Genomic DNA, 18,705 nt, shown 5'->3' on the forward strand with positions numbered 1-18,705 from the left:
CCTTTACCCAGTTGTCCACTCTTAGGGGTTAGAAGTAAGTTTTCAATCTCTAACTCCTAACTCCTAACTGTTCTCCTAGCCGCCGCTAACTGGTGGAATCAGCACGACTTCATCCCCATCTTGTAGTAGGGTATCTGGTTCGACAAATATTAAATTAATCCCAAAACGGGTAAGATCACGCCATTGAGAGAGTTCAGGGTGTTCAGCTATGAGGCGATCGCATACTGCTTTGACTGGCATACTATTGGGAAATTCTAGTACCAGTTCTGAAACCCTAAAGGCTTCTTGATAAGCAGCGAACAACTTAACGGTAATAGTGATTGCAGATGTAGACATACAACATAACTTTGGCAGTACCAGCAAGTAGTTTAATACTTGACAAACACCCTTAACTCTTGAGAAGAATTATATATTACTAAGGGACTGGCTTTTAACTATTCAGCATTAAGGATTTTTGGTACTTTGAAAAATTCACCTTCCTGTTCAGGCGCACCGTTGAGAATGCTTTGTCGGTCAGGATAGGGTTGCAATTCATCTTCTCGTGTGATATTGCTGACATCAATTGCCCGTGTTGTTGGGGGTACATTACTGACATCAAGTTCATTCAGCTGTTCGATATAGTCCAGAATACTTCCCAACTGGGTAGTAAATTGTTTCTCTTCTTCTGGAGTCAATTCTAAACGAGCAAGATTAGCTACTTTATGAACTTGTTCTTGGTCAATCATACTTTTTTAGTTAAGAGTTAGGAGAAAGGCGATTAATCGCGTCTGTACAGGAGTCAGAGTTAGGAGTGATAAATCACAATTCCTAACTCTTCACTTTTAGAAGAATACGTCAATTTGCGATCGCCCGGTATTTTTCAACCAGTTTTGGGCTTCGATGTAGTTGTTGGGAGCCATGCGAATAGCTCGAATCCAATAATCTGCTGCTTGGTCAAAAAGTGCTTCACCAGCCTCGTTATCTCCAGCTTCTTTTTCCTTTTCGCCTTGGTAGTGGTAAATCACGGCGATGTTGTTCAAGGCTTGGGGTAGGCGTGGGTTTAACTCAACTGACTGATGATATAGTTCTAAAGCCTTATCATGGTCGCCGTTGCTGGCATAGATTAGCCCCATATTGTAGAGGATATAGCCGCGATCGTTGGTATCTTCCTCTAAAGTTAACGCTTCTTCATAGTATTCTAATGCTTCAGCATATTCCCCATCTGCTTGGGCTGACATACCATCTCGATAATAAACAAACGCTTCTTTAGCTTTTTTGTTGGTTGGCAGGATCTTTAAGATAATATCCGCCATTACTGTAAAGGACTTGTCAATAAAATTATCGTTTTTTTGCGTTCTTGGCATAGTTGTCTCTAGGTATTGGGGATTGGGGACTGGGGATTGGGGACTGGGGACTGGGGATTAGTTGACAATAATTAATAGTTTTTCTTCCCTTGCTCCCTCTGCTTCCCCTGCTCCCTCATCCCCACATCTAATTCACTCAATAGCTAATTTAACTGATTTACGGGGGCATTCTTCTCACTGAGGGGGATGATACATTCCAAACTATTATGCCGAGAGTTATTTACCAGAGTACTAACTGGATAAGCAGTCATTGCTGACGCTGGATATGGACGCAATAGCTGCTGTAGGGTTTGGGGCGTTTCCACTTGGGAATCTAGCCATAAATCGTAATCTTGTGGCTCCAGAATCACTGGCATCCGCTCGTGGATAGGTTGGAGTAATTCGTTAGCTGCCGTTGTCAAAATTGTACAAGAAATTATTTCTTCGTTGCTAGGCGATCGCCATTTTTCCCACAACCCTGCAAAGCCGAAGGGTTGCTCATCTTGAAGGCGAAAATAAAACGGTTGCTTTTTGCCTTGTTGCCGTTGCCACTCATAAAAGCCATCAGCTACTACTAAACAGCGCCGATGCTTAAAAGCCGAACGAAAAGAGGGTTTTTCAGAAACAGTTTCTGCCCTAGCGTTAATCAGTTTTGCCCCCATCCCTGCATCTTTTGCCCATGACGGAATTAAGCCCCAATGCAACTGCTTTAATTCACGCTTTTTATTTTCGGGATTTTGTAACACTGTTACCACCATTTGAGTAGGTGCAATGTTATGTTGGGCGGCTATATCTGGAACCGATTCGACATGAAAAACTTGAGATAATGCTTCTGCCGACTGGTTTAAAGTAAATCTTCCACACATACTTTTATTTTCGACCCCTGACTAAATAAAATATCTCAATCTAGAAATAAAAAAATATTTTTTTATTTTCTCAGATAATTTTCTGTAGTCTGTCAGATACTAAATATATAAAAAATATCCGGTTTTGTGATTTTTTTTTGGTAAAATATTGTATTTTGAACCTTCACCTATCAACATATTCCTAACTGTATTTTAACATGGAACTACTACATTTGTACGATTTTTTACCTTCTGGCAATGGTTATAAGATACGTCTTTTATTAACACAACTAGGTATGCCTTTTGAAAGAATAGAGCTTAACATCTTGAAAGGCGAGACTCGAACACCAGAATTTTTAAGTAAAAATCCCAACGGTAAAATACCTGTTTTGGAAATCGAGCCAGGAAAATATTTGGCAGAATCAAATGCCATATTAGTTTATCTGAGTGAGGGTACAGAGTTCTTCCCTTACGATCGCTTTTTACGAGCGCAGGTGCTGCAATGGTTATGTTTTGAACAATATAGTCATGAGCCTTTTATTGCCAAATCAAGATTTTTGATTTCTATTTTAGGTAAAACTGAAGAATATAGCGAAACTATCAAGGAAAAACGTGAACCTGGTTATGCAGCACTTAACTTGATGGAAAAACATTTAATGTCTCACATTTTTTTTGTGGGAGAGCGTTACACGATTGCTGATATCGCCTTGTTCGCTTACACTCATGTAGCTGATGAAGGTGGGTTCGATTTGACACAATTTCCTGCTATTCAAGCTTGGATAGAAAGAGTCAAATCTCAACCAAGTTATATAAGTATTACGCAAGCATAAAATTTGGCTTTATGAGTTTCTCTGTCTGTTTTTTGGCTTTAGTAGAAGATGTACTGGGTGGCATACAGCCTCTGTCAGAAAGGTGCTAATAAGCAGCAACTAAGTATCTATATCAATTTCTATTAGCTTTTGGCGAGAAGACAAACCTGATTTAATTCTAATATGAGATTTGGGTACATCAAATTTCTCTGCTAGTAGTTTAATTAACTCTTCATTAGCTTTCCCATCAACTGGCGGCGATTTTAAATACACAATTAAGCTGCCATCAGATTGTTCTTCAATCTTTTGCTGTTTTGAATTAGGTTTAACCTTGACTTTTTTGTGCATAACCTATTCTTTGTAATTGTCGCAGCCACAACCAGCCTAAAATACAACCCAATACATAATGAGGAAAATCCCACCAAACAAAGGTAGTACCAAGTAACAATTTACCTATTAAGGTGGCGCGAATTTGCTCTAATAGTGGCGGATGCCAAAGTTGCAAAAATTCTAGTATACAGGTGATAACAAAAACCCATATAGGAATTTGAACTACCGCCGCCCGACTTCTGAAAAACCAAAATGCGAACAGACACCAAAATATTTCATAAAATACAGCTGCCCCGTAGTCATTAAACCAGTGATGGGCAGGGCCATTGTAATACTTAAACAAAAAGCCCATCGGTATCACGACGAGCGCAGAAAGAATAATAAATATTGTCTGGTTAGGGTTTCGACGCATTTTCTGAAAGTTTAGAGACTAAGCAAAATTTTAGCCTCTGCATACCTGTTTCTCAATAATTCGTAATATTGAATGTTGACAATAAAGAATTCAGGAGTCAGAATTTAGAATTGAATTCTGTGTGACTAGTTGATAGCGCAGATCCGCTCCTGAATTCTTGTTTAATTACGAATTATTTAGTTATGGGTATCTTCTGCTACCAGCACCCACTACACCAATTTTATGGCGATAAGAGAGTTCAGCACCAAACCAGCCGGAAGCACTAGTCAGTGTCCCAACAACGAGCGAAATTAACAGTCCCCAAGGTACTATTCGGGACTCAACGTCGCCCAAACGCAGGAGAAAGTTAATAAGTGATAAAGACAGGATAGAAACGTTAAGTATCAAATGTACCCAACCTGCGGTACGCTTGCGAACTCGTTCAATTTTCAAAAAGTCGCTCAGACCGGTTGCTGCTGCGATTAAGCCTAAACCTAATCCGAGTCCGATTAACCAGAATGAAGCTCTAGCCCAAAAGAAATCACGAGTTAACCAATAACCGATATCGCTTCCCAAGGCGGCGGCTAAAAAGGCGATGGGAAAGATTACAGTCAGGGGATGTAGGGGATGTCCGGCGATCGCAACTGTACTAGGTACACCAGTATCACGATACTCACTGTCGTTACTTTCAATAACTGGTGGAATATTGGGGAAAGGCGTTGAACTTGTTTCGGTTGTGTCTGTAGTTTCCATTATTAGTATCCTGAATTTATTAGTGTGCTATTTATCTTTAAGCTGAAGGAATCTTTTCAATATAAGCTTCAGCTTGTAGGGTTAATTTGCCTACTTCTACTTTTAGTTGGTTAACTTGCAAACTCATTCCTTCTAAATCAAAGTTACTCAAATTTAGAATTTCGCTAGTTTCATCTATTAAAGCTTTTGTCAACTCTGGCGATATCTCCTCACTTTCGCCATACTCGATATTTTCCAGAGCAACAGTTTTTCCATTGCTGCTGACTTTGGGGACTGCGGAAAAAGCAACTTGCTGATTTTCACCAGTTTCTACTAATTTCATGCTGGCATTTAGTGCCACTTTCCCATTACCAGGTAGCCGGAAGTCTACATATTGAGTCTCAATAGTTCTGAGTTGCCCGTTAATATGTATTTTTTGGCTTTGCAGTTGCAAACGCACATATTCAGAATTGAAGGCACGATTGATATCAGCTTCGGTTAATACAACCTGTGCCTGAGCTTCAGTAGGTTTAGTGAGTTCAATTTTGCCAAAAGCCACATTCAGGGGATTAATTGCCACACTAGTCATTTGCATTTGTAATTCCTCCATACGGAGGTCTTTTTGCATTACCAAACCTTCACCCTGAATAGTCACTGCATCCACTTCTCCCTGAACCAGTTTTAAGGGATCTGTTTTGATATTTACATCTAAATTTTCTACTTCATCTAACTGGCTAGATAATCCTACTTCTGCCGCTTTGTTCAGCGCCTGTTCTCCTAACCCAGGGCTTTCTGGCATTATTAAATTAACTCCTATAAATAGCATATTCTCCAAATTAGTTTAAGAAATTATCATCATATTTTTATCTATCTGACGAGGTAATGTAAACTTAGCTTTCGTCTGTCTAAAAGTAGAAATAGATTATTTATAGTAATCAAAAGTTTTGTTTTCGTATCTAAGTTTATTTAATGCGTAAAGGCACAATAGCTTGTTCCCAGATATCACTCAAAAGAAAGATTTAATATATAAAATTTAGTAGTTACAGCGCTTCCCGCTATTATGCAATACAGTTTTTCTTATTGCCTCTCTCCTAACATAGCTTTTAGCTTTGAGGATGTACCTCATAGCTGCCGGAAGTGCTGTATATTACAATCCACTTGGGTTAGCAATAAAAACCTTAACCTACGTAGGTTGGCGAAATCCAATATCAATTTTTGCTAATCGTTAATAAAAAAAATTTATAGCCTATTTTAGAATCGAATTTTGGTTTGGTGCATTGTCAGATCAAATTGGTATAAAGTGCGTCAGTGTAACCAGCCTTAAGCATCGCTTTTATAATAATTTTTTTAAAGGTAATATGTTCTGCGCCTATGGCAGCTTGTTATAAAATTGACACAAACCGTTTATTTTGTGGAGTTATTCTGACTCCTCAATTATTTTATACAATGCTATCAGAACGTTTTACCACAGCCCTCACCTACGCCACCCAACTGCACGCCAATCAAGTTCGTAAAGGTTCGGGTGTGCCCTACATTGCCCATCTATTAGGTGTCACCAGTATTGCTTTAGAATACGGTGCAAATGAAGATGAAGCGATCGCAGCCCTATTACACGATGCGATCGAAGATCAAGGTGGCGCTGCAACACGCGAGGAAATTCGCCGCCGCTTTGGTGACAATGTAACGGCAATTGTAGATGGTTGTACTGATGCTGATACAACTCCAAAACCCCCTTGGCGAGAACGCAAGGAGGCATATATTGCTCATATTCCTACCGCTTCTCCATCAGTTCTGCTTGTGTCGTTAGCAGATAAACTTTACAACGCCCAGTCTATTCTCAAAGACTATCGCCTTTTGGGCGAATCAGTTTGGGAACGTTTTCACGGGCGTAAAGAAGGAACTCTTTGGTATTATCGGGCGCTTGTGGATGCTTTTAGGAAGACTGGAACCACTATAATCATTGACGAATTAGAACGGGTTGTGGCACAAATTGACGTGTTAGCATCTAAATAAAAAATGAAGATATGTTTTCTAAAATGGATGTTCCCATTGAATCTAGCAGGTTCTACTTAAATTATTCAGAAGTAGATAAAAGTTTCATGGAAACTATACTCATAACTTTTTTACAAGCACGATATAATCATGTGTCTCACGAAAAAACTTTGGCTTTTAGGTTCTTTCTCTAGATAAAAAATCTTTCTCCGGTAGACAGGTATACTTACATTATTATGACTGTTATGTTACTTATATGACGATAGTAAGACGAAATGCCCTCAATACAACCGTAAATCCTTCACCAAGTTCTCCAGAAACCTCGGCAGAAAAAGTTATTGAAGCGGAGCGTATGCACGATGTTCTACTTTTACTGCAAAACTTGATTAACAGTGAAGAAGCCACTGTGAAACTAATTTTGAATTGTCTTTATGATGTTGGTTCAGTCAATTTAATTAACCAAAAGATTCGTTTGAAGCCCTTAAATAGGGTAATGAAATTAATCGCGCGAATGTCCAAACCAGTTTTTAGAACTTTGGCTTTCAATTGGTTTAAGAAAAACTGTCCTCAACTGATTACTAATTGGCTACTTACACAGGTAACTTTTAAAATTACCCAAATACCTATTGAAGTTGCAGAACTTGAACAAGTTGCAGAACTTCAACCATATCCCATACCACAGAGAGAAAATCTGAGCCTAGAGGTTAAAAATCTGCGCTCCCAAGTCAGATTGCTAGCTGGAATTTCAATAATAGCGATCGCTGCTTTAGGAATAACAGCTACTAGGTTAAACTGAAACCCATAAGTTAAGTAGCACGGTTATCAAATCTAATAGATATAGCAAGCTATTTTTGGCGTAAGATTCACTTGGGTTATAAAAATCTTTCTGTCTATAATCTAAATCATTTTTTCTCCATCATCTGTTTTGGGAAATATTTGTTTGGCTAATTCCAAGTAGTTTAACTCGTTGTATTGCCAGCGCATTTAGCTCACTGGCTCAACATAATATATGCTAATTCGTGCTATGACATTACCCAAGCCCACCCTGGAGGATATAGAAATAAATCTGCTGTTGGAAGGTGTGTATCAGTACTATGGTTATGACTTTCGCAATTATGCTCTTTCCTCCCTCAAGCGCCGCATTCAAAGCTTCATGCAATTAGAGGGGTTAACAAATGTTTCGGCATTGCAAGAGCGGTTACTTCACAACCGTGCTTATTTGGAACGGTTTTTGCTTGCTCTGACAGTGAATGTAACATCAATGTTTCGTGATCCCAGCTTTTATAATAACTTCAGAAATCAAGTTATTCCCATTTTGCAAACCTATCCATTTATTCGCATTTGGCACGCGGGATGCTCGACTGGTGAAGAAGTTTATTCAATGGCAATTTTATTGCAAGAAGAAGGACTTTACCATCGTTGCCGTATATATGCCACTGATACAAATGAGAAGGTATTACAAAATGCTAAAAGTGGAATTTTCTCTTTGAAACTGATGCAGGAATATACTCAGCTTTATTTAAAAGCTGGCGGTAAAAAGTCTTTCTCAGAATATTATACAGCAGCTTACGATCATGCGATCTTTCGAGCATCCCTAAGAGAAAATATTGTTTTTGCCCAGCATAATTTAGCCACTGATAGCTCTTTTAATGAGTTTAATGTCATCCTTTGTCGTAACGTCCTTATATATTTTAATCAGATACTTCAAAAGCGGGTACACGAACTGTTCTATAATAGCCTCTGTAACTTTGGTATCTTGGGTTTAGGACGACAAGAATCTATCAGGTTTACCCCTTATGAGCCGTATTATGAGGAGATAGTCAAAGGTGAGAAAATATATAAGAAAATTTCAGGTGGTTAAAATCACAGCCAAATATTTTCAAACATCCTCATAATGCCTGATAGCTCAAATTTTATTCTTAAAATTGCGCTCATTGTCAAAAGACAGTCTGTCAAACATTTTTAATTGTGTTGAGAAGACAGATACAGTGATTGCTTAAGGTAAATTACACATTAAAGTCTTAAAGGAGATTGTCGATGCAACTTCTCGAATGTCCTCCTGTTGCAGTCATTGCTGGAGAAAATGCGGTTCATGTTTCTCAATTACCTTCTACATGGCAAGATATTGCTAGAGGAACCACGAGTGTCGGACTTTCCCATCCCCAAAACTATGTTGAGATGGCACAGTTGTTCTTATACAAATTAGAACACGGTGATGTTGACTTATTTAGCGATCGCCCCCAACTAGCCCACTTGATACCATCATTCTCCCAGCTATTTACACAACTGGCATGGGAAACCCTAGAGTTTTTTGGGCAAGACTTTCTCAAACACAGCTATCCGAACTTTGCAGAAATTCTCCGTGATTTGGAGTCAAAAGGGACAGAGTATGCTAACGAAGTAAAAGTAGCCCGTATTGGCATAGATTTGTTCGATGAGTTTGGTTATGAACTACCAGCAAGTTTCTATCATGTGCATCTAGCACCAATTTACCGCGATCATGTTTTTGAAGAACGCGCCTTGCGATTCGATCAGCGCGATATCGAACATAAGCGTTCTTGGGATGCCATACTCCATGCAGGTAAGGTGTTTGCTATTCAAATGAAGGTACAAAGTATTGCTTCCAAATACGGTTTTACTTATCAGCACGGCTGTGGTTGCAACTCTCATCTATCTTCCATTGATGTATCTCGTGGGGCGTTTGAATATGAATTGAGTCCCGAAAAGCGTCAGCGATGGATTCGCAGTTTCTTATGGACTGCTTGGTATGAGTATGCTTTCTTTGCGATCGTACCTAATACGAGTTATTTGGTGTGAGTATCGGTGGCGTTTTGTAACGGGGATTTAGGGAACATCCCAATGCAAGCTTAAATCTTTTCCCTCACCCCCAGCCCCTCTCCCATTTTTGGGAGAGGGGAGACATAATTCTAGTTCCCCTTCTCCCATCTTTGGGCTACGGTGTACACACAAGTACTATCTGAAAGGGTTTCAGGCGTTATAGTCCCCTTAAATTGTCATTACGAGCGCAGTGATAACGGAGCGTTCGCGTCAGCGTCTCGTAGAGAAGTAATCACATAATCCCGTGAGTTTTTGCGATTGCTTGTCTACGAGACGCACTCGCGTTCGCCATGACAGACTTTCAGAGCGATCGCACAATCCTACTGCTAGAGGACGAAACCAAGTGTCAGGTGGAATTTCACGACTTGTGTGTACACCGTAGCATCTTTGGGAGAAGGGGTTAGGGGATGAGGGCTATCAAGGTTTTTGCACATTTGGGATGCTTCCCGGATTTAACCCCGAGGAAAGGTTAAAGGGAAAGGGAAAATTCCATTTCTTTACCCTTTACCCTAAGAAATCGGTTCAAAAACCATTTGAGGAACTAACACTTCATCTTGTAATTGTCCAATACCCAAAAAGCGAGTCTCTTCTTCATAAACTCGCACTATCCCAGCAATATCACAATTGAGAGAAACTCGCTGACCTTGACACCATTTTTGAGCAGATGTTGCTGGTAAAGTCACAGATGACAAATGTTGTAAGGCGATATCAGAGATAGTAGGTTGAAATGTCCCGCCTTCGAGTTTAGTTTCTAAGTCGCTCAAAGTGAGACTATCTGTTAAATTGAAGCCACTACTTTGGGTGCGAATCAAAGCCGCAAGAGTGCCACCAGTTTCTAAAATTGCACCTAAGTCACGAGCGATCGCTCTAATATATGTACCAGAACCACAGGCGATCGCCACATCCAATTCTGGAAAATCCCCTTCTCTCCAGTCCAAAACTTCTGTGTGAAAAATTTCCACTGTCCGTACTGGAACTTCCACTATTTCACCTTTGCGTGCTAAGTCATAGAGGCGTTTACCATCCACTTGAATTGCACTGTAACTCGGTGGTATTTGCTCAATCTTACCTGCAAATTGTGCCAGCGCAGTTTTCACCTGTGCCAAACTCAATCCAGGACACGCTTGAGAATGAATAATTTCACCTTCTAAATCATCCGTTGTGGTACGCACACCCAAGCGAATCGTAGCCTTGTAAGCTTTGTTTTCTGGCAGATATTGTAATAATCTTGTAGCCTTACCAAGTGCGATCGGTAAGACCCCCGTAGCTGCTGGATCTAAGGTTCCCGCATGTCCTACACGCTTGAGGCGCAATAATTTTCGCACCCGTGCTACGCAGTCGTGGGAAGTCCAGCCAAATGGTTTGTTTAAGTTGAGAAAACCTTGAAATAACACAAAATCAATACTTACAGCTTCTAAACATTATCAAAAATAATACGGGAGAGCGAGAACCCCTCCTCGTAGAAGAGAAGTTTCACTACCTACTCACTGTCTCAGTTACAATCTAAAGTTGATTTCGCGCTTTGAGTTGTAAATATCGCTCAACCAACTGATCTGCAATTTGATTTGCTGGTGCATCTAGTACTAATACACCTTTTTGTTTCAGTTGGGCATAAGCTACTTGTCGTTGCATTAATAAATCTAGTGCCACTGCACGGGTATAAGCACCTGGAACATCATCTGTAAAGGTGTTTGCGAGACGATCAACTTGCGGATCTCGCAGAGTTACGCAAAACGGGAGATAGCGGGGTGCTAGTTTGGAGAGTGCAGCTAGGAGTTCTGTAGAGGCAGTAACGTCAATTAAATCGGTAATTACTACTACAAGCGCTCTCCGAGTTTGTCGCTGCACAACATTTGTCACCGCACCCAAATAATCAGATTCCAATAATACTGGTTGAATTGGAGTCAGGCGATCAATTAGCTGATTCAAATGGTGTTGACCGCGTTCTGGGGGAATCCACGTATGTATCTGACGGTCAAATACACCAACACCCACGCGATCGCCTCGATGTAAACCTGCCAATGCTAAGGATAAAGTTGCATTCAAACCCCAGTCGAATCGCTGCAAACCCTGCACTTTTGCTGTCATCAACCGTCCACGATCAAGTAAAATCAGTAATGTTTGTTCCTGTTCTGGTTCTAGAACTCTCACCAGTGGCGTTGCATTACCATAAGCGCCAACCCGACGGGCGGTAGCTTTCCAATCAATAAACCGCAAATCATCACCAGTGCGATAGTTTCGTAGTTCGGCAAACTCTGTACCGATACCAGTTTGGCGAGATTGGCGCATTGATCCTGATGATTGCAGTGTCAGACGAATTGTGAGCGATCGCAATCCCACTAAATCAGGATAAACTTTCACTGGTAAACTTTGGGGAATTTGCCAATCATCCCAAGCTAATCCCCAAAGTCCCAACTGTCGTACTTGAATGTTTCCCCAAGGAAACTCTCCCCGTTGTGTCGGGTGGACGGTATACATTAATTCTTCAGTGCTGTTACTGGGAACAATGGCGCTCAGTGTAGGTGCAGACACGCCAAACCCTGTTGGGCAATAGTCGCTGATTTCAATTTGGGCGTTGGTATTTCGTGATGTCACCTTCAGCACCACAGGATTATCCCGCCCAATGGATAATCGTGATGGTAATTCGCGGATAATTTGCACACGAGAACGCCGCACCCGTAAACCATCTACAACCATTAGTCCGAGAACGATGGCATCAAATATTACAGTGATGACGATGGTTGTTCTAATGGTGAGCAATAAGGATAGGAGCGGGGCGAGTGCTATACCCAAAACTAATAATAAATAAATCCGTCTGGAAGGAACCATTTTTTAGAGCGAGGAGTTAGGAGTTAAGTATAAGGGCGATCGCATTTGCTACATTTTACATTGGCGGTTGTATTAGCTACATTGGCGATTGCATTAGCTACATTGGCGATTGCATTAGCTACATTGGCGATCGCATTTACTACATCGGCGATCGCATTTGCTACATTGGCAATCGCATTAGCTAAATTGGCGATCGCATTTACTACATTGGCGATCGCATTTACTACATTAGCGATTGCATTAACTACATCGGCGATCGCATTTACTACATTGGCGATGCCTATGGCTGGCTTACGCCTACGCATTTGTTACATTGGTGATGCCTATGGCTGGCTACGCCTACGCATTTGCTATTTCGGTAGTTGCATTGGGCTAACGATACAATAACTATATAGATTTATTAGTGCCTTAATAACACATAATTATTAATTTGTACATTATGAATAGCAAAACTAGGTTTTTGACTTTTGTTACGGCAACGCTGGCAATTTCTTCTGTTACCGTCAGTACAGTTATAGCAAAGGCGAAACTAACAAATCAGTCAAAACTGTTTATCAACGGCATCGGCGCAGTACAAGTTGGCATGACTGTTCGCCAAGCGGAAAAGGCTGCTGGTATTCAACTAGTGGGTGATTCACCAAATAACAATTGCTATTATGTTAAGCCACAAAACGAACCCAAAAATCTTTCCTTCATGGTGACAGGAGGTCGTATTTCTAGAGTAGATGTGCGACAAAATAATCAAATTACTACCCTCAAAGGTGCAAAGATTGGCGACACCGAAGCGCAAATCAAATCTCTTTACCCAGGACAAATTCAAGTCACACCTCATAAATACGTCCAAAACGGACATTACCTAACTTTCATCCCAAAAGATCGTGCTGATCGCAACTATCGTGTTGTCTTCGAGACTGATGGTAAGCTTGTGACTGAGTTCAGAGCAGGTAAATTGCCAGAAGTCAAATATGTTGAGGGCTGTTCTTAATTTAACTATTTAGTGCCTAATAGACATCTGGCAAAAACGAATGTAAAAGGTGTTTGAAAAAAAATGCTCAATTGTCATTGCGAGCGAAGCGAAGCAATCCCAGCCCTTGCGATTGCTTCGCTTCGCTCGCAATGACGGGTTTTGGATCATTTATTTTTTGGAACACCTAAGGGATTTCCAAGAAATAAATTATCCAAATAAACGTAGATGCTTCTCTACGAGACGCTACGCGTAGCTTGCTTCCCGAAGGGTACGGCTTGCCGCAGGCTACCACAGAGACGCAGAGAACACAGAGAGAGAAAGAATTTTCTTGTAGAGATGCGAAATTTCGCACCTCTACAAGGATTTTCACCTTGGAACTGGTACTTGGTTAATTACCGACGCAATTACCGCATCCATTTGTAAACCATCCAGCATTGCTTCTGGTTTCAAAATAAGGCGATGACGTAGCAGAGGCGATGCAACTGCTTTAACATCATCTGGCGTGACAAAATCTCTGCCAGCTAACCACGCTAATGCTTGAGATGTCTGCAACCAAGCACCGGCGGCGCGAGGCGATGCACCCAAAGTTAAATCGGGATATTGACGAGATGTTCTCACCAACGCCAACAAATAATCAACGATCGCTTCTGATACTTTAACCTCTTTGACTGCTTGTCGCGCTTGCAAAATGTCGGCTACTGTTGCGATTGGTTTCAAACGGCTGATATCCAAGCGCCGTGCTGAAAACCCAGCCTGACGATTCAGTAACATTTGCTTTTCCGCAGCTTGATCTGGGTAATCTACCACCAGCTTAAATAAAAATCTGTCCAACTGCGCCTCTGGTAAGGGATAAGTCCCCTCAAATTCCAGAGGATTTTGCGTTGCAATCACCCAAAATAAATCTGGTAAGGGCAAACTTTCACCATCCAATGTTACCTGCATCTCTTCCATTGCTTCTAGTAGCGCCGCTTGTGTCTTGGGAGGAGTACGGTTGATTTCGTCTGCTAACAGCACTTCGGTAAATATTGGCCCTTTTTTCAAAGTGAAATTGCGGCTATTCAAGTCAAAAATATTTGTACCAGTAATATCTGAAGGTAAGACATCTGGTGTTAGTTGAATCCGGCGAAACTCTCCTTGAATTAACTGCGCCAAAACTTTTACTAGTAGGGTTTTACCAGTTCCCGGTACTCCTTCTAAAATTACGTGTCCACCCGCTAGCAGTGCTACTAAAAGTTGTTGTATTAAACTCGATTGTCCAACAATTACTTGATTCAAACCTTGACCAAGACGAATTAAGATAGGATGAGTTTCGCTCATATTTTTTTATTGATAAATAACTAACGCAGAAATATTATGCATAATTGCAAAAATTAATTACAAATTACGAATTAATCTAATGTTTTGCCATTTTCTCAACCAGCTTAACAGGTCTTGTTCACTGATGGGTTGTTTGCGAGATTGTAGCTTTAAAACTGTATCTAGTTCTGCTGCACTTGCGCCTGTTTTTTGTATCCAGAAGTTGATCAAGGCTTCACGTTCTAAAAGTACTTGCCCTAACCCCAAGGCTTTTTGGAGTTGTAGTTGTTCTTGTTTACCCACCATCTCAACAACAAAGTCGGTGGTATCAGCTTTCTGCAACACTCCCGCTAACGCTTGGATGTATGCCTCGCTGTTATCTACAACTGGTATATCTAAAGCTACTGGCTTACCAAAGCGGCGATTCTGCGCCCAAATTAGCACCAATAACAAAATACCTACCTGCACCAATATTGGAAATATAGGAGTTTTAGCAAAAAAACTAAATAAATCTCCTTCGCTTTCTTTCTCCCTGACATCGGCATCTTTATAACCGTGGATGTATTCATCGACAAATATGGTGTTACCTTTTTCAGTAACCAAACTAGCTAGATACTTGAAATTATTTAAATAATCTTGGTAAGCGTTAGCGGCTAAATAAGGAGTGGTAGAAAAAATCACCTTTCCTTGTTTATAACTTTCTTCCCAGACAACAGCACCAAAGCGATCGCCTAAATCAACTTGCTGGGAGTTAGCTTTTTCATATCGTCTACGTGTATCAACTTTAATATCACCTTGGGAAGATTTCTGCATAGTGCTAAATTCCACTTCTGTAACCCGCGCCCCTGCACCCAAAATTACTAAAGTATTCCCTTTTTCTACCCACTCACGCTCTTGACTATCCAGTGTCGTCTGCCTTGTATCGCCGCTTATTTGTAAGAAGGTAACTGAGGTATTTTCTGGCTGAATATCACTAAAAGGCTTTTGCCAGCGCTTGATAGAAATTCCCTGCTGTTGCATAAAAGCATACCAAGCACCATAACCATCAGAGGCGCGGTTGTAAGTAGAGCCAGTGTTAATTTTAGTATTATTAGGAGCCACGAACAAACTAAGTAAAACGATCGCAGCGAGTGCGATCGCTCCCATCCAAGCAAGGCGATTTGAACGTTTCATTTTTGACTTTCACTATAACTACTTCGTTTCAGTATCACAAGTGTTAATGTTCCCATTTGTCTCCATGCTTAAAGTAGTCGCTACACCAAGGACATTTCCCGGATTGTAACTTAAGCAGTTTTATTGTTATTCCAGAAAGTTCTGGATGATAACTTAGTCGTCGCCTCCAGTATATTGTGTCACCGTCAACTGAGGAAGAACTGCAAATTTATCGTCCTCATGGCGATCGCTTTCTCACCTTTTTGGAACTAGATCAACAACGACAGCAAGAAACACAACGAGCTGAACAAGCCCAAGCCCAGTTAGAAGCTCTCCGTACTTTACTACAAGAGAAAATAGCGATCGCCTTAAACAACAGATTTACTAATTCGCAGTCCCATGATCACTAAATCTTGTTCAAGACTGTCAAGTTCGGCAATTTTAGGCAAATGTCCCCAGCGTTGAAAACCAAATGTTTCAAAGAGTTTTAAACTGGGCTGATTGTGGGCAAAAATGAAGCATACTAGGCTTTTTATACCCAAACTAGGACTTTCACTAATTGCTTGTGCTAAGAGTTGTCGTCCCAAACCGCACCGATGAAAGCTAGGGGCTATGTAAATACTAATTTCGGCAGTCTTATTATAGGCGGGTCGTCCATAAAAGGATTGGAAACTAAGCCATCCAGCAATTATTCCGTCTACTTCGATTACCCAAAGTGGTCGTTGTGAAGGCGATCGCCCTTTGAACCAAGCAAGGCGACTTTCCACAGATACTGGTTCTAAGTCAGCGGTTGCCATGCGGCTAGGAATTGCAGTGTTGTAAATTGCCACAATTGCAGGCAAGTCAGTTTCAGTCGCATGGCGAATGGTCATTGCTACCGTCTCGGAAAAATCTTCAGAAAATATTCAAAAATAATACAGTGTTAAGAGTAGCAATTCTACGGCTTCTATCGTAATTGTCACAGATAGTTTGCCAGGTAGGGTATTTTTACCTCACTTAACATATAATGGCTAACTCTACTAGCAAGTATGCAATTAGCCACTACAAAAGACATCACGGTTGCGATAAATAGAGGAATGCCCCTAAGCCTTGCCTATTTTATTTTTTATAGTAGATAAAGTTTATAACTCCTTAGTTGGAAATTCTAAGTTTTTATTCCTAACGTCTCATTACGTATTCATTCTAGAGAAATAAATAGGCGACAACTTAGATGGAGAAAATGTAAAAACCTATGTAGTGAATTTAAAATTGCTAGATCAGGAAAATTATTACCCAAGACTGATGCAAATAATTAAGTAGGAGTCATTTATGAATTCAAGCGGACGTAGCATAACTTATCCCTTTTGATAAAGATAAAACTTAAAACTTTTAACTCTAAAATAATAGTTTAACTCGATAAACTAATGTCTATGATCGACTGTAAGGAGCTTTTGAGTAGTGTATTGCAGCCAAGATTCCCTATCGGCGATATTTGTTGATTTGTTCACAATTGTTCGTTTCTATATTTGAATTTCAGGATATAAAGAGTTTTATTGAGCAGTAATACTTACTGACTTATTTACAATTCTTGACGTTCGATTTTTCAAGTAAAGTTTGTTGTATTTTCAAGAAAATAGCCTTGATAAACTGTTAATGTTGAAATTAATGAAAGTAAAGTTCGAGCGCAATTAAATACGTATCAAGTGTTTAACAAAGCTTAATACTTGGATAATTAACATTAATTTTATTTATAGCGATTATTTTAGTTCTTCAGGAATCTTGAACAGATTATATTCACTAAGTAAACAACTTCCACAAACCAAACTCCGAACCCCGATGATGAATCATTACTCACTTCAATGGATTGAGGCATGGTGCCAAGAAAATGGCTGGACAGATTTGTTTGTAGAGCGACGTAACAATTTTTGGGCTTTTCCTCCGGGTGGGGTAATGCCAGAACCAATCCCAGTTCATGCTCTTAGATTGATTAAAGCCGAAAATGGACTGACTTTTGAAGAGCGATTGTGGTCGATGTCCGCAGTAGTTGGCACAATCCTAGCTGTTCTTTTTACCTTTTGGTTTCAGTCGCCAATGCCATTAGTTTTAGCTTTCGCTTTGAACGCCGTTACGGTGGCTCAATTTGAACTTGAAGATGTCTAAATTTTTATTTGGGGCTTTGCTATTAAAACTGCTCTTGTCTTCTCAGCAAGAGCAGTTTTTAATTTAATGATTTGTATAGCAACCATCTAGTCTGTTAAGACTAGGACTTACGCAAAATATCTCTCAAACTCTGATTTCTCCGTGCCCTCTGTGCCTCTGCGGTAGCCTGCGGCAAGCCGTACCCTTCGGGAAGCTACGCGTAGCGTCTCGTAGAGAAGCGTCTACGTTATTCCATAACTCGTGCGTAAGTCCTAAAGACATAACAATTAGAAATCACTAACACCTTAAGATCAGCTAGCAGGTACAACTACCTTTGCGTGTTTGTTAACGTAGTCCACAAATAATTGCTTCAATCGCGGACTAACGCCGGCGTGTTCAAAGAATCCAAAGCAAATCCGAAATAGTACAATCTGAATGCCAACCCTGAATCTATGAGATAGTACAATCTGAATGCCAACCCTGAATCTATGAGTGCTAACGAAATATCTCTTAGACCTGCCCAAGAAACAGATGCCTGGGTGCTGAGTGCAATTCATATTGCTGCTATCAAAACTCTACCTGCAACTTTTTATACTGAAAAAGAACTTTTAGCTTGGCGTAATTACCGCGATAAACCTGATGGTTCAAATATTTTAAAAAGTATGAAAGTGGAAACTTTCTGGGTTGCCATCAAGGGAGATTTTGTTATAGGTTTTGCTAGTTTTATTGTTGATGAACTGATCGGGCTGTATGTTCATCCTAAATATCAAGGTAAAGGAATTGGCCGTGCTTTAGTTCAACATTTTTGCGATGAAGCAACTAATCAAGGTATAGATAAGGTAATTACAACTGCTAGCCTTTATGCTGAAGGGTTTTATTTACGACTGGGATTTACCGCCATTCAAAAAGCACCTCATTATTTAAGAAATGGGGTGGTTGTTCCAGTTACTAAAATGAGTAAAACATTAGGGACTTCCAATTAAAAAAATCTCCACTACATCTACCCTACTGCTGACTGCTACGATGGCGACAGCTTTCCTTCCCTATGGGATGGTGTGCTAACGCAAGTTTTTTACATAATCTA

The 18,705-nt window shown here is 40.3% G+C and carries 24 protein-coding genes; 10 read left to right on the plus strand and 14 right to left on the minus strand.

Going from position 1 to position 18,705, the window contains the following annotated elements; genetic code table 11:
- Positions 1 to 75: 75 nt before the first annotated feature.
- The 4 genes from ANSO36C_RS26460 to ANSO36C_RS26475 all read right to left on the minus strand — a co-directional run bounded on the left by ANSO36C_RS26460 (position 76) and on the right by ANSO36C_RS26475 (position 2,188).
- Complete coding sequence (locus ANSO36C_RS26460) at positions 76 to 336, minus strand: MoaD/ThiS family protein (RefSeq protein WP_251957101.1); 261 nt, start codon at positions 334 to 336, stop codon at positions 76 to 78.
- Positions 337 to 434: 98 nt separating this feature from the next.
- A complete protein-coding gene (gatC, locus tag ANSO36C_RS26465; RefSeq protein ID WP_251957102.1) occupies positions 435 to 725 on the minus strand; it encodes an Asp-tRNA(Asn)/Glu-tRNA(Gln) amidotransferase subunit GatC in 291 nt (96 codons plus the stop codon).
- Positions 726 to 821: 96 nt separating this feature from the next.
- Positions 822 to 1,343, minus strand: coding sequence for a photosystem I assembly protein Ycf3 (locus ANSO36C_RS26470; protein ID WP_251957103.1), 522 nt, complete (start codon positions 1,341 to 1,343; stop codon positions 822 to 824).
- 143 nt (positions 1,344 to 1,486) lie between these two features.
- Positions 1,487 to 2,188: an SOS response-associated peptidase gene (locus ANSO36C_RS26475; protein ID WP_251957104.1), complete on the minus strand. Its 702-nt coding sequence runs from the start codon at positions 2,186 to 2,188 to the stop codon at positions 1,487 to 1,489.
- A gap of 197 nt (positions 2,189 to 2,385) precedes the next feature.
- Between ANSO36C_RS26475 and ANSO36C_RS26480 the strand changes: the two genes are divergently transcribed.
- The gene (locus ANSO36C_RS26480) at positions 2,386 to 2,997 is read left to right on the plus strand and encodes a glutathione S-transferase family protein (protein ID WP_251957105.1); all 612 of its coding nucleotides are present in this window, start codon (positions 2,386 to 2,388) and stop codon (positions 2,995 to 2,997) included.
- Between the two features lie 99 nt (positions 2,998 to 3,096).
- Here ANSO36C_RS26480 and ANSO36C_RS26485 read toward each other — a convergent pair whose 3' ends face one another.
- The 4 genes from ANSO36C_RS26485 to ANSO36C_RS26500 all read right to left on the minus strand — a co-directional run bounded on the left by ANSO36C_RS26485 (position 3,097) and on the right by ANSO36C_RS26500 (position 5,228).
- A complete protein-coding gene (locus ANSO36C_RS26485) occupies positions 3,097 to 3,324 on the minus strand; it encodes a DUF167 domain-containing protein (protein ID WP_251957107.1) in 228 nt (75 codons plus the stop codon).
- A complete protein-coding gene (locus tag ANSO36C_RS26490) occupies positions 3,302 to 3,718 on the minus strand; it encodes a ribosomal maturation YjgA family protein (protein WP_251957109.1) in 417 nt (138 codons plus the stop codon). The genes ANSO36C_RS26485 and ANSO36C_RS26490 overlap by 23 nt, the downstream gene beginning before the upstream one ends.
- 180 nt (positions 3,719 to 3,898) lie before the next feature.
- A complete protein-coding gene (locus ANSO36C_RS26495) occupies positions 3,899 to 4,450 on the minus strand; it encodes a DUF2231 domain-containing protein (protein WP_251957110.1) in 552 nt (183 codons plus the stop codon).
- A 37-nt stretch (positions 4,451 to 4,487) separates the two neighbouring features.
- Positions 4,488 to 5,228: an LmeA family phospholipid-binding protein gene (locus ANSO36C_RS26500; protein ID WP_251957112.1), complete on the minus strand. Its 741-nt coding sequence runs from the start codon at positions 5,226 to 5,228 to the stop codon at positions 4,488 to 4,490.
- Positions 5,229 to 5,875: 647 nt separating this feature from the next.
- On the opposite strand from ANSO36C_RS26500, the gene ANSO36C_RS26505 reads away from it, so the two are divergent.
- From ANSO36C_RS26505 to ANSO36C_RS26525, 5 genes are all read left to right on the plus strand, one after another.
- Entirely contained in the window at positions 5,876 to 6,442 is a 567-nt protein-coding gene (locus tag ANSO36C_RS26505; protein ID WP_251957114.1) for an HD domain-containing protein, read from the plus strand.
- Positions 6,443 to 6,677: 235 nt separating this feature from the next.
- Positions 6,678 to 7,217, plus strand: a complete 540-nt coding sequence (locus ANSO36C_RS26510) for a hypothetical protein (RefSeq protein WP_251957116.1) — start codon at positions 6,678 to 6,680, stop codon at positions 7,215 to 7,217.
- Between the two features lie 228 nt (positions 7,218 to 7,445).
- Positions 7,446 to 8,282 (plus strand): CheR family methyltransferase, encoded by an 837-nt coding sequence (locus tag ANSO36C_RS26515; RefSeq protein WP_251960444.1) that lies wholly within the window; start codon positions 7,446 to 7,448, stop codon positions 8,280 to 8,282.
- A gap of 176 nt (positions 8,283 to 8,458) precedes the next feature.
- Positions 8,459 to 9,238 (plus strand): hypothetical protein, encoded by a 780-nt coding sequence (locus ANSO36C_RS26520; RefSeq protein ID WP_251957117.1) that lies wholly within the window; start codon positions 8,459 to 8,461, stop codon positions 9,236 to 9,238.
- A gap of 265 nt (positions 9,239 to 9,503) precedes the next feature.
- Entirely contained in the window at positions 9,504 to 9,641 is a 138-nt protein-coding gene (locus tag ANSO36C_RS26525; protein WP_251957118.1) for a hypothetical protein, read from the plus strand.
- A gap of 127 nt (positions 9,642 to 9,768) precedes the next feature.
- Here the strand turns inward: ANSO36C_RS26525 and truB are convergent, their stop codons facing one another.
- The 3 genes from truB to ANSO36C_RS26540 form a co-directional block, all read right to left on the minus strand.
- Entirely contained in the window at positions 9,769 to 10,653 is an 885-nt protein-coding gene (truB, locus tag ANSO36C_RS26530) for a tRNA pseudouridine(55) synthase TruB (protein ID WP_251957119.1), read from the minus strand.
- 109 nt (positions 10,654 to 10,762) lie between these two features.
- Complete coding sequence (locus ANSO36C_RS26535; RefSeq protein ID WP_251957120.1) at positions 10,763 to 12,088, minus strand: DUF58 domain-containing protein; 1,326 nt, start codon at positions 12,086 to 12,088, stop codon at positions 10,763 to 10,765.
- Between the two features lie 23 nt (positions 12,089 to 12,111).
- Positions 12,112 to 12,393: a hypothetical protein gene (locus ANSO36C_RS26540; protein WP_251957121.1), complete on the minus strand. Its 282-nt coding sequence runs from the start codon at positions 12,391 to 12,393 to the stop codon at positions 12,112 to 12,114.
- 134 nt (positions 12,394 to 12,527) lie between these two features.
- On the opposite strand from ANSO36C_RS26540, the gene ANSO36C_RS26545 reads away from it, so the two are divergent.
- A complete protein-coding gene (locus tag ANSO36C_RS26545; protein ID WP_251957122.1) occupies positions 12,528 to 13,073 on the plus strand; it encodes a hypothetical protein in 546 nt (181 codons plus the stop codon).
- Between the two features lie 348 nt (positions 13,074 to 13,421).
- Here ANSO36C_RS26545 and ANSO36C_RS26550 read toward each other — a convergent pair whose 3' ends face one another.
- Both ANSO36C_RS26550 and ANSO36C_RS26555 read right to left on the minus strand, forming a co-directional pair.
- Positions 13,422 to 14,372 carry an AAA family ATPase gene (locus ANSO36C_RS26550; RefSeq protein ID WP_251957123.1) on the minus strand — a complete coding sequence of 317 codons (951 nt, stop codon included), beginning with the start codon at positions 14,370 to 14,372 and terminating at the stop codon, positions 13,422 to 13,424.
- Positions 14,373 to 14,429: 57 nt separating this feature from the next.
- On the minus strand, positions 14,430 to 15,524 hold the full coding sequence (locus ANSO36C_RS26555) for a DUF4350 domain-containing protein (RefSeq protein ID WP_251957124.1): 1,095 nt from the start codon (positions 15,522 to 15,524) through the stop codon (positions 14,430 to 14,432).
- 176 nt (positions 15,525 to 15,700) lie between these two features.
- On the opposite strand from ANSO36C_RS26555, the gene ANSO36C_RS26560 reads away from it, so the two are divergent.
- On the plus strand, positions 15,701 to 15,913 hold the full coding sequence (locus ANSO36C_RS26560) for a hypothetical protein (protein WP_251957125.1): 213 nt from the start codon (positions 15,701 to 15,703) through the stop codon (positions 15,911 to 15,913).
- Here the strand turns inward: ANSO36C_RS26560 and ANSO36C_RS26565 are convergent.
- Entirely contained in the window at positions 15,872 to 16,375 is a 504-nt protein-coding gene (locus ANSO36C_RS26565) for a GNAT family N-acetyltransferase (RefSeq protein WP_251957127.1), read from the minus strand. The two genes, ANSO36C_RS26560 and ANSO36C_RS26565, sit on opposite strands and share 42 nt — an antisense overlap.
- Before the next feature lie 943 nt (positions 16,376 to 17,318).
- On the opposite strand from ANSO36C_RS26565, the gene ANSO36C_RS26570 reads away from it, so the two are divergent.
- On the plus strand, positions 17,319 to 17,642 hold the full coding sequence (locus ANSO36C_RS26570; protein WP_251957129.1) for a slr1957 family protein: 324 nt from the start codon (positions 17,319 to 17,321) through the stop codon (positions 17,640 to 17,642).
- A 467-nt stretch (positions 17,643 to 18,109) separates the two neighbouring features.
- Positions 18,110 to 18,604, plus strand: coding sequence for a GNAT family N-acetyltransferase (locus ANSO36C_RS26575; protein WP_251957131.1), 495 nt, complete (start codon positions 18,110 to 18,112; stop codon positions 18,602 to 18,604).
- Positions 18,605 to 18,705: the final 101 nt, after the last annotated feature.

Source organism: Nostoc cf. commune SO-36, from assembly GCF_023734775.1.
In the GTDB taxonomy this organism is placed as follows: domain Bacteria; phylum Cyanobacteriota; class Cyanobacteriia; order Cyanobacteriales; family Nostocaceae; genus Nostoc; species Nostoc commune_A.

Excerpts from the sequence above, each read along its gene's own strand:
- ANSO36C_RS26460 (WP_251957101.1), bottom strand. The coding sequence starts at position 336 with ATGTCTACATCTGCAATCACTATTACCGTTAAGTTGTTCGCTGCTTAT.
- gatC (WP_251957102.1), bottom strand. The coding sequence starts at position 725 with ATGATTGACCAAGAACAAGTTCATAAAGTAGCTAATCTTGCTCGTTTA.
- ANSO36C_RS26470 (WP_251957103.1), bottom strand. The coding sequence starts at position 1,343 with ATGCCAAGAACGCAAAAAAACGATAATTTTATTGACAAGTCCTTTACA.
- ANSO36C_RS26475 (WP_251957104.1), bottom strand. The coding sequence starts at position 2,188 with ATGTGTGGAAGATTTACTTTAAACCAGTCGGCAGAAGCATTATCTCAA.
- ANSO36C_RS26480 (WP_251957105.1), top strand. The coding sequence starts at position 2,386 with ATGGAACTACTACATTTGTACGATTTTTTACCTTCTGGCAATGGTTAT.
- ANSO36C_RS26485 (WP_251957107.1), bottom strand. The coding sequence starts at position 3,324 with ATGCACAAAAAAGTCAAGGTTAAACCTAATTCAAAACAGCAAAAGATT.
- ANSO36C_RS26490 (WP_251957109.1), bottom strand. The coding sequence starts at position 3,718 with ATGCGTCGAAACCCTAACCAGACAATATTTATTATTCTTTCTGCGCTC.
- ANSO36C_RS26495 (WP_251957110.1), bottom strand. The coding sequence starts at position 4,450 with ATGGAAACTACAGACACAACCGAAACAAGTTCAACGCCTTTCCCCAAT.
- ANSO36C_RS26500 (WP_251957112.1), bottom strand. The coding sequence starts at position 5,228 with ATGCCAGAAAGCCCTGGGTTAGGAGAACAGGCGCTGAACAAAGCGGCA.
- ANSO36C_RS26505 (WP_251957114.1), top strand. The coding sequence starts at position 5,876 with ATGCTATCAGAACGTTTTACCACAGCCCTCACCTACGCCACCCAACTG.
- ANSO36C_RS26510 (WP_251957116.1), top strand. The coding sequence starts at position 6,678 with ATGACGATAGTAAGACGAAATGCCCTCAATACAACCGTAAATCCTTCA.
- ANSO36C_RS26515 (WP_251960444.1), top strand. The coding sequence starts at position 7,446 with ATGACATTACCCAAGCCCACCCTGGAGGATATAGAAATAAATCTGCTG.
- ANSO36C_RS26520 (WP_251957117.1), top strand. The coding sequence starts at position 8,459 with ATGCAACTTCTCGAATGTCCTCCTGTTGCAGTCATTGCTGGAGAAAAT.
- ANSO36C_RS26535 (WP_251957120.1), bottom strand. The coding sequence starts at position 12,088 with ATGGTTCCTTCCAGACGGATTTATTTATTATTAGTTTTGGGTATAGCA.
- ANSO36C_RS26540 (WP_251957121.1), bottom strand. The coding sequence starts at position 12,393 with ATGCGTAGGCGTAAGCCAGCCATAGGCATCGCCAATGTAGTAAATGCG.
- ANSO36C_RS26545 (WP_251957122.1), top strand. The coding sequence starts at position 12,528 with ATGAATAGCAAAACTAGGTTTTTGACTTTTGTTACGGCAACGCTGGCA.
- ANSO36C_RS26550 (WP_251957123.1), bottom strand. The coding sequence starts at position 14,372 with ATGAGCGAAACTCATCCTATCTTAATTCGTCTTGGTCAAGGTTTGAAT.
- ANSO36C_RS26555 (WP_251957124.1), bottom strand. The coding sequence starts at position 15,524 with ATGAAACGTTCAAATCGCCTTGCTTGGATGGGAGCGATCGCACTCGCT.
- ANSO36C_RS26565 (WP_251957127.1), bottom strand. The coding sequence starts at position 16,375 with ATGACCATTCGCCATGCGACTGAAACTGACTTGCCTGCAATTGTGGCA.
- ANSO36C_RS26570 (WP_251957129.1), top strand. The coding sequence starts at position 17,319 with ATGATGAATCATTACTCACTTCAATGGATTGAGGCATGGTGCCAAGAA.
- ANSO36C_RS26575 (WP_251957131.1), top strand. The coding sequence starts at position 18,110 with ATGAGTGCTAACGAAATATCTCTTAGACCTGCCCAAGAAACAGATGCC.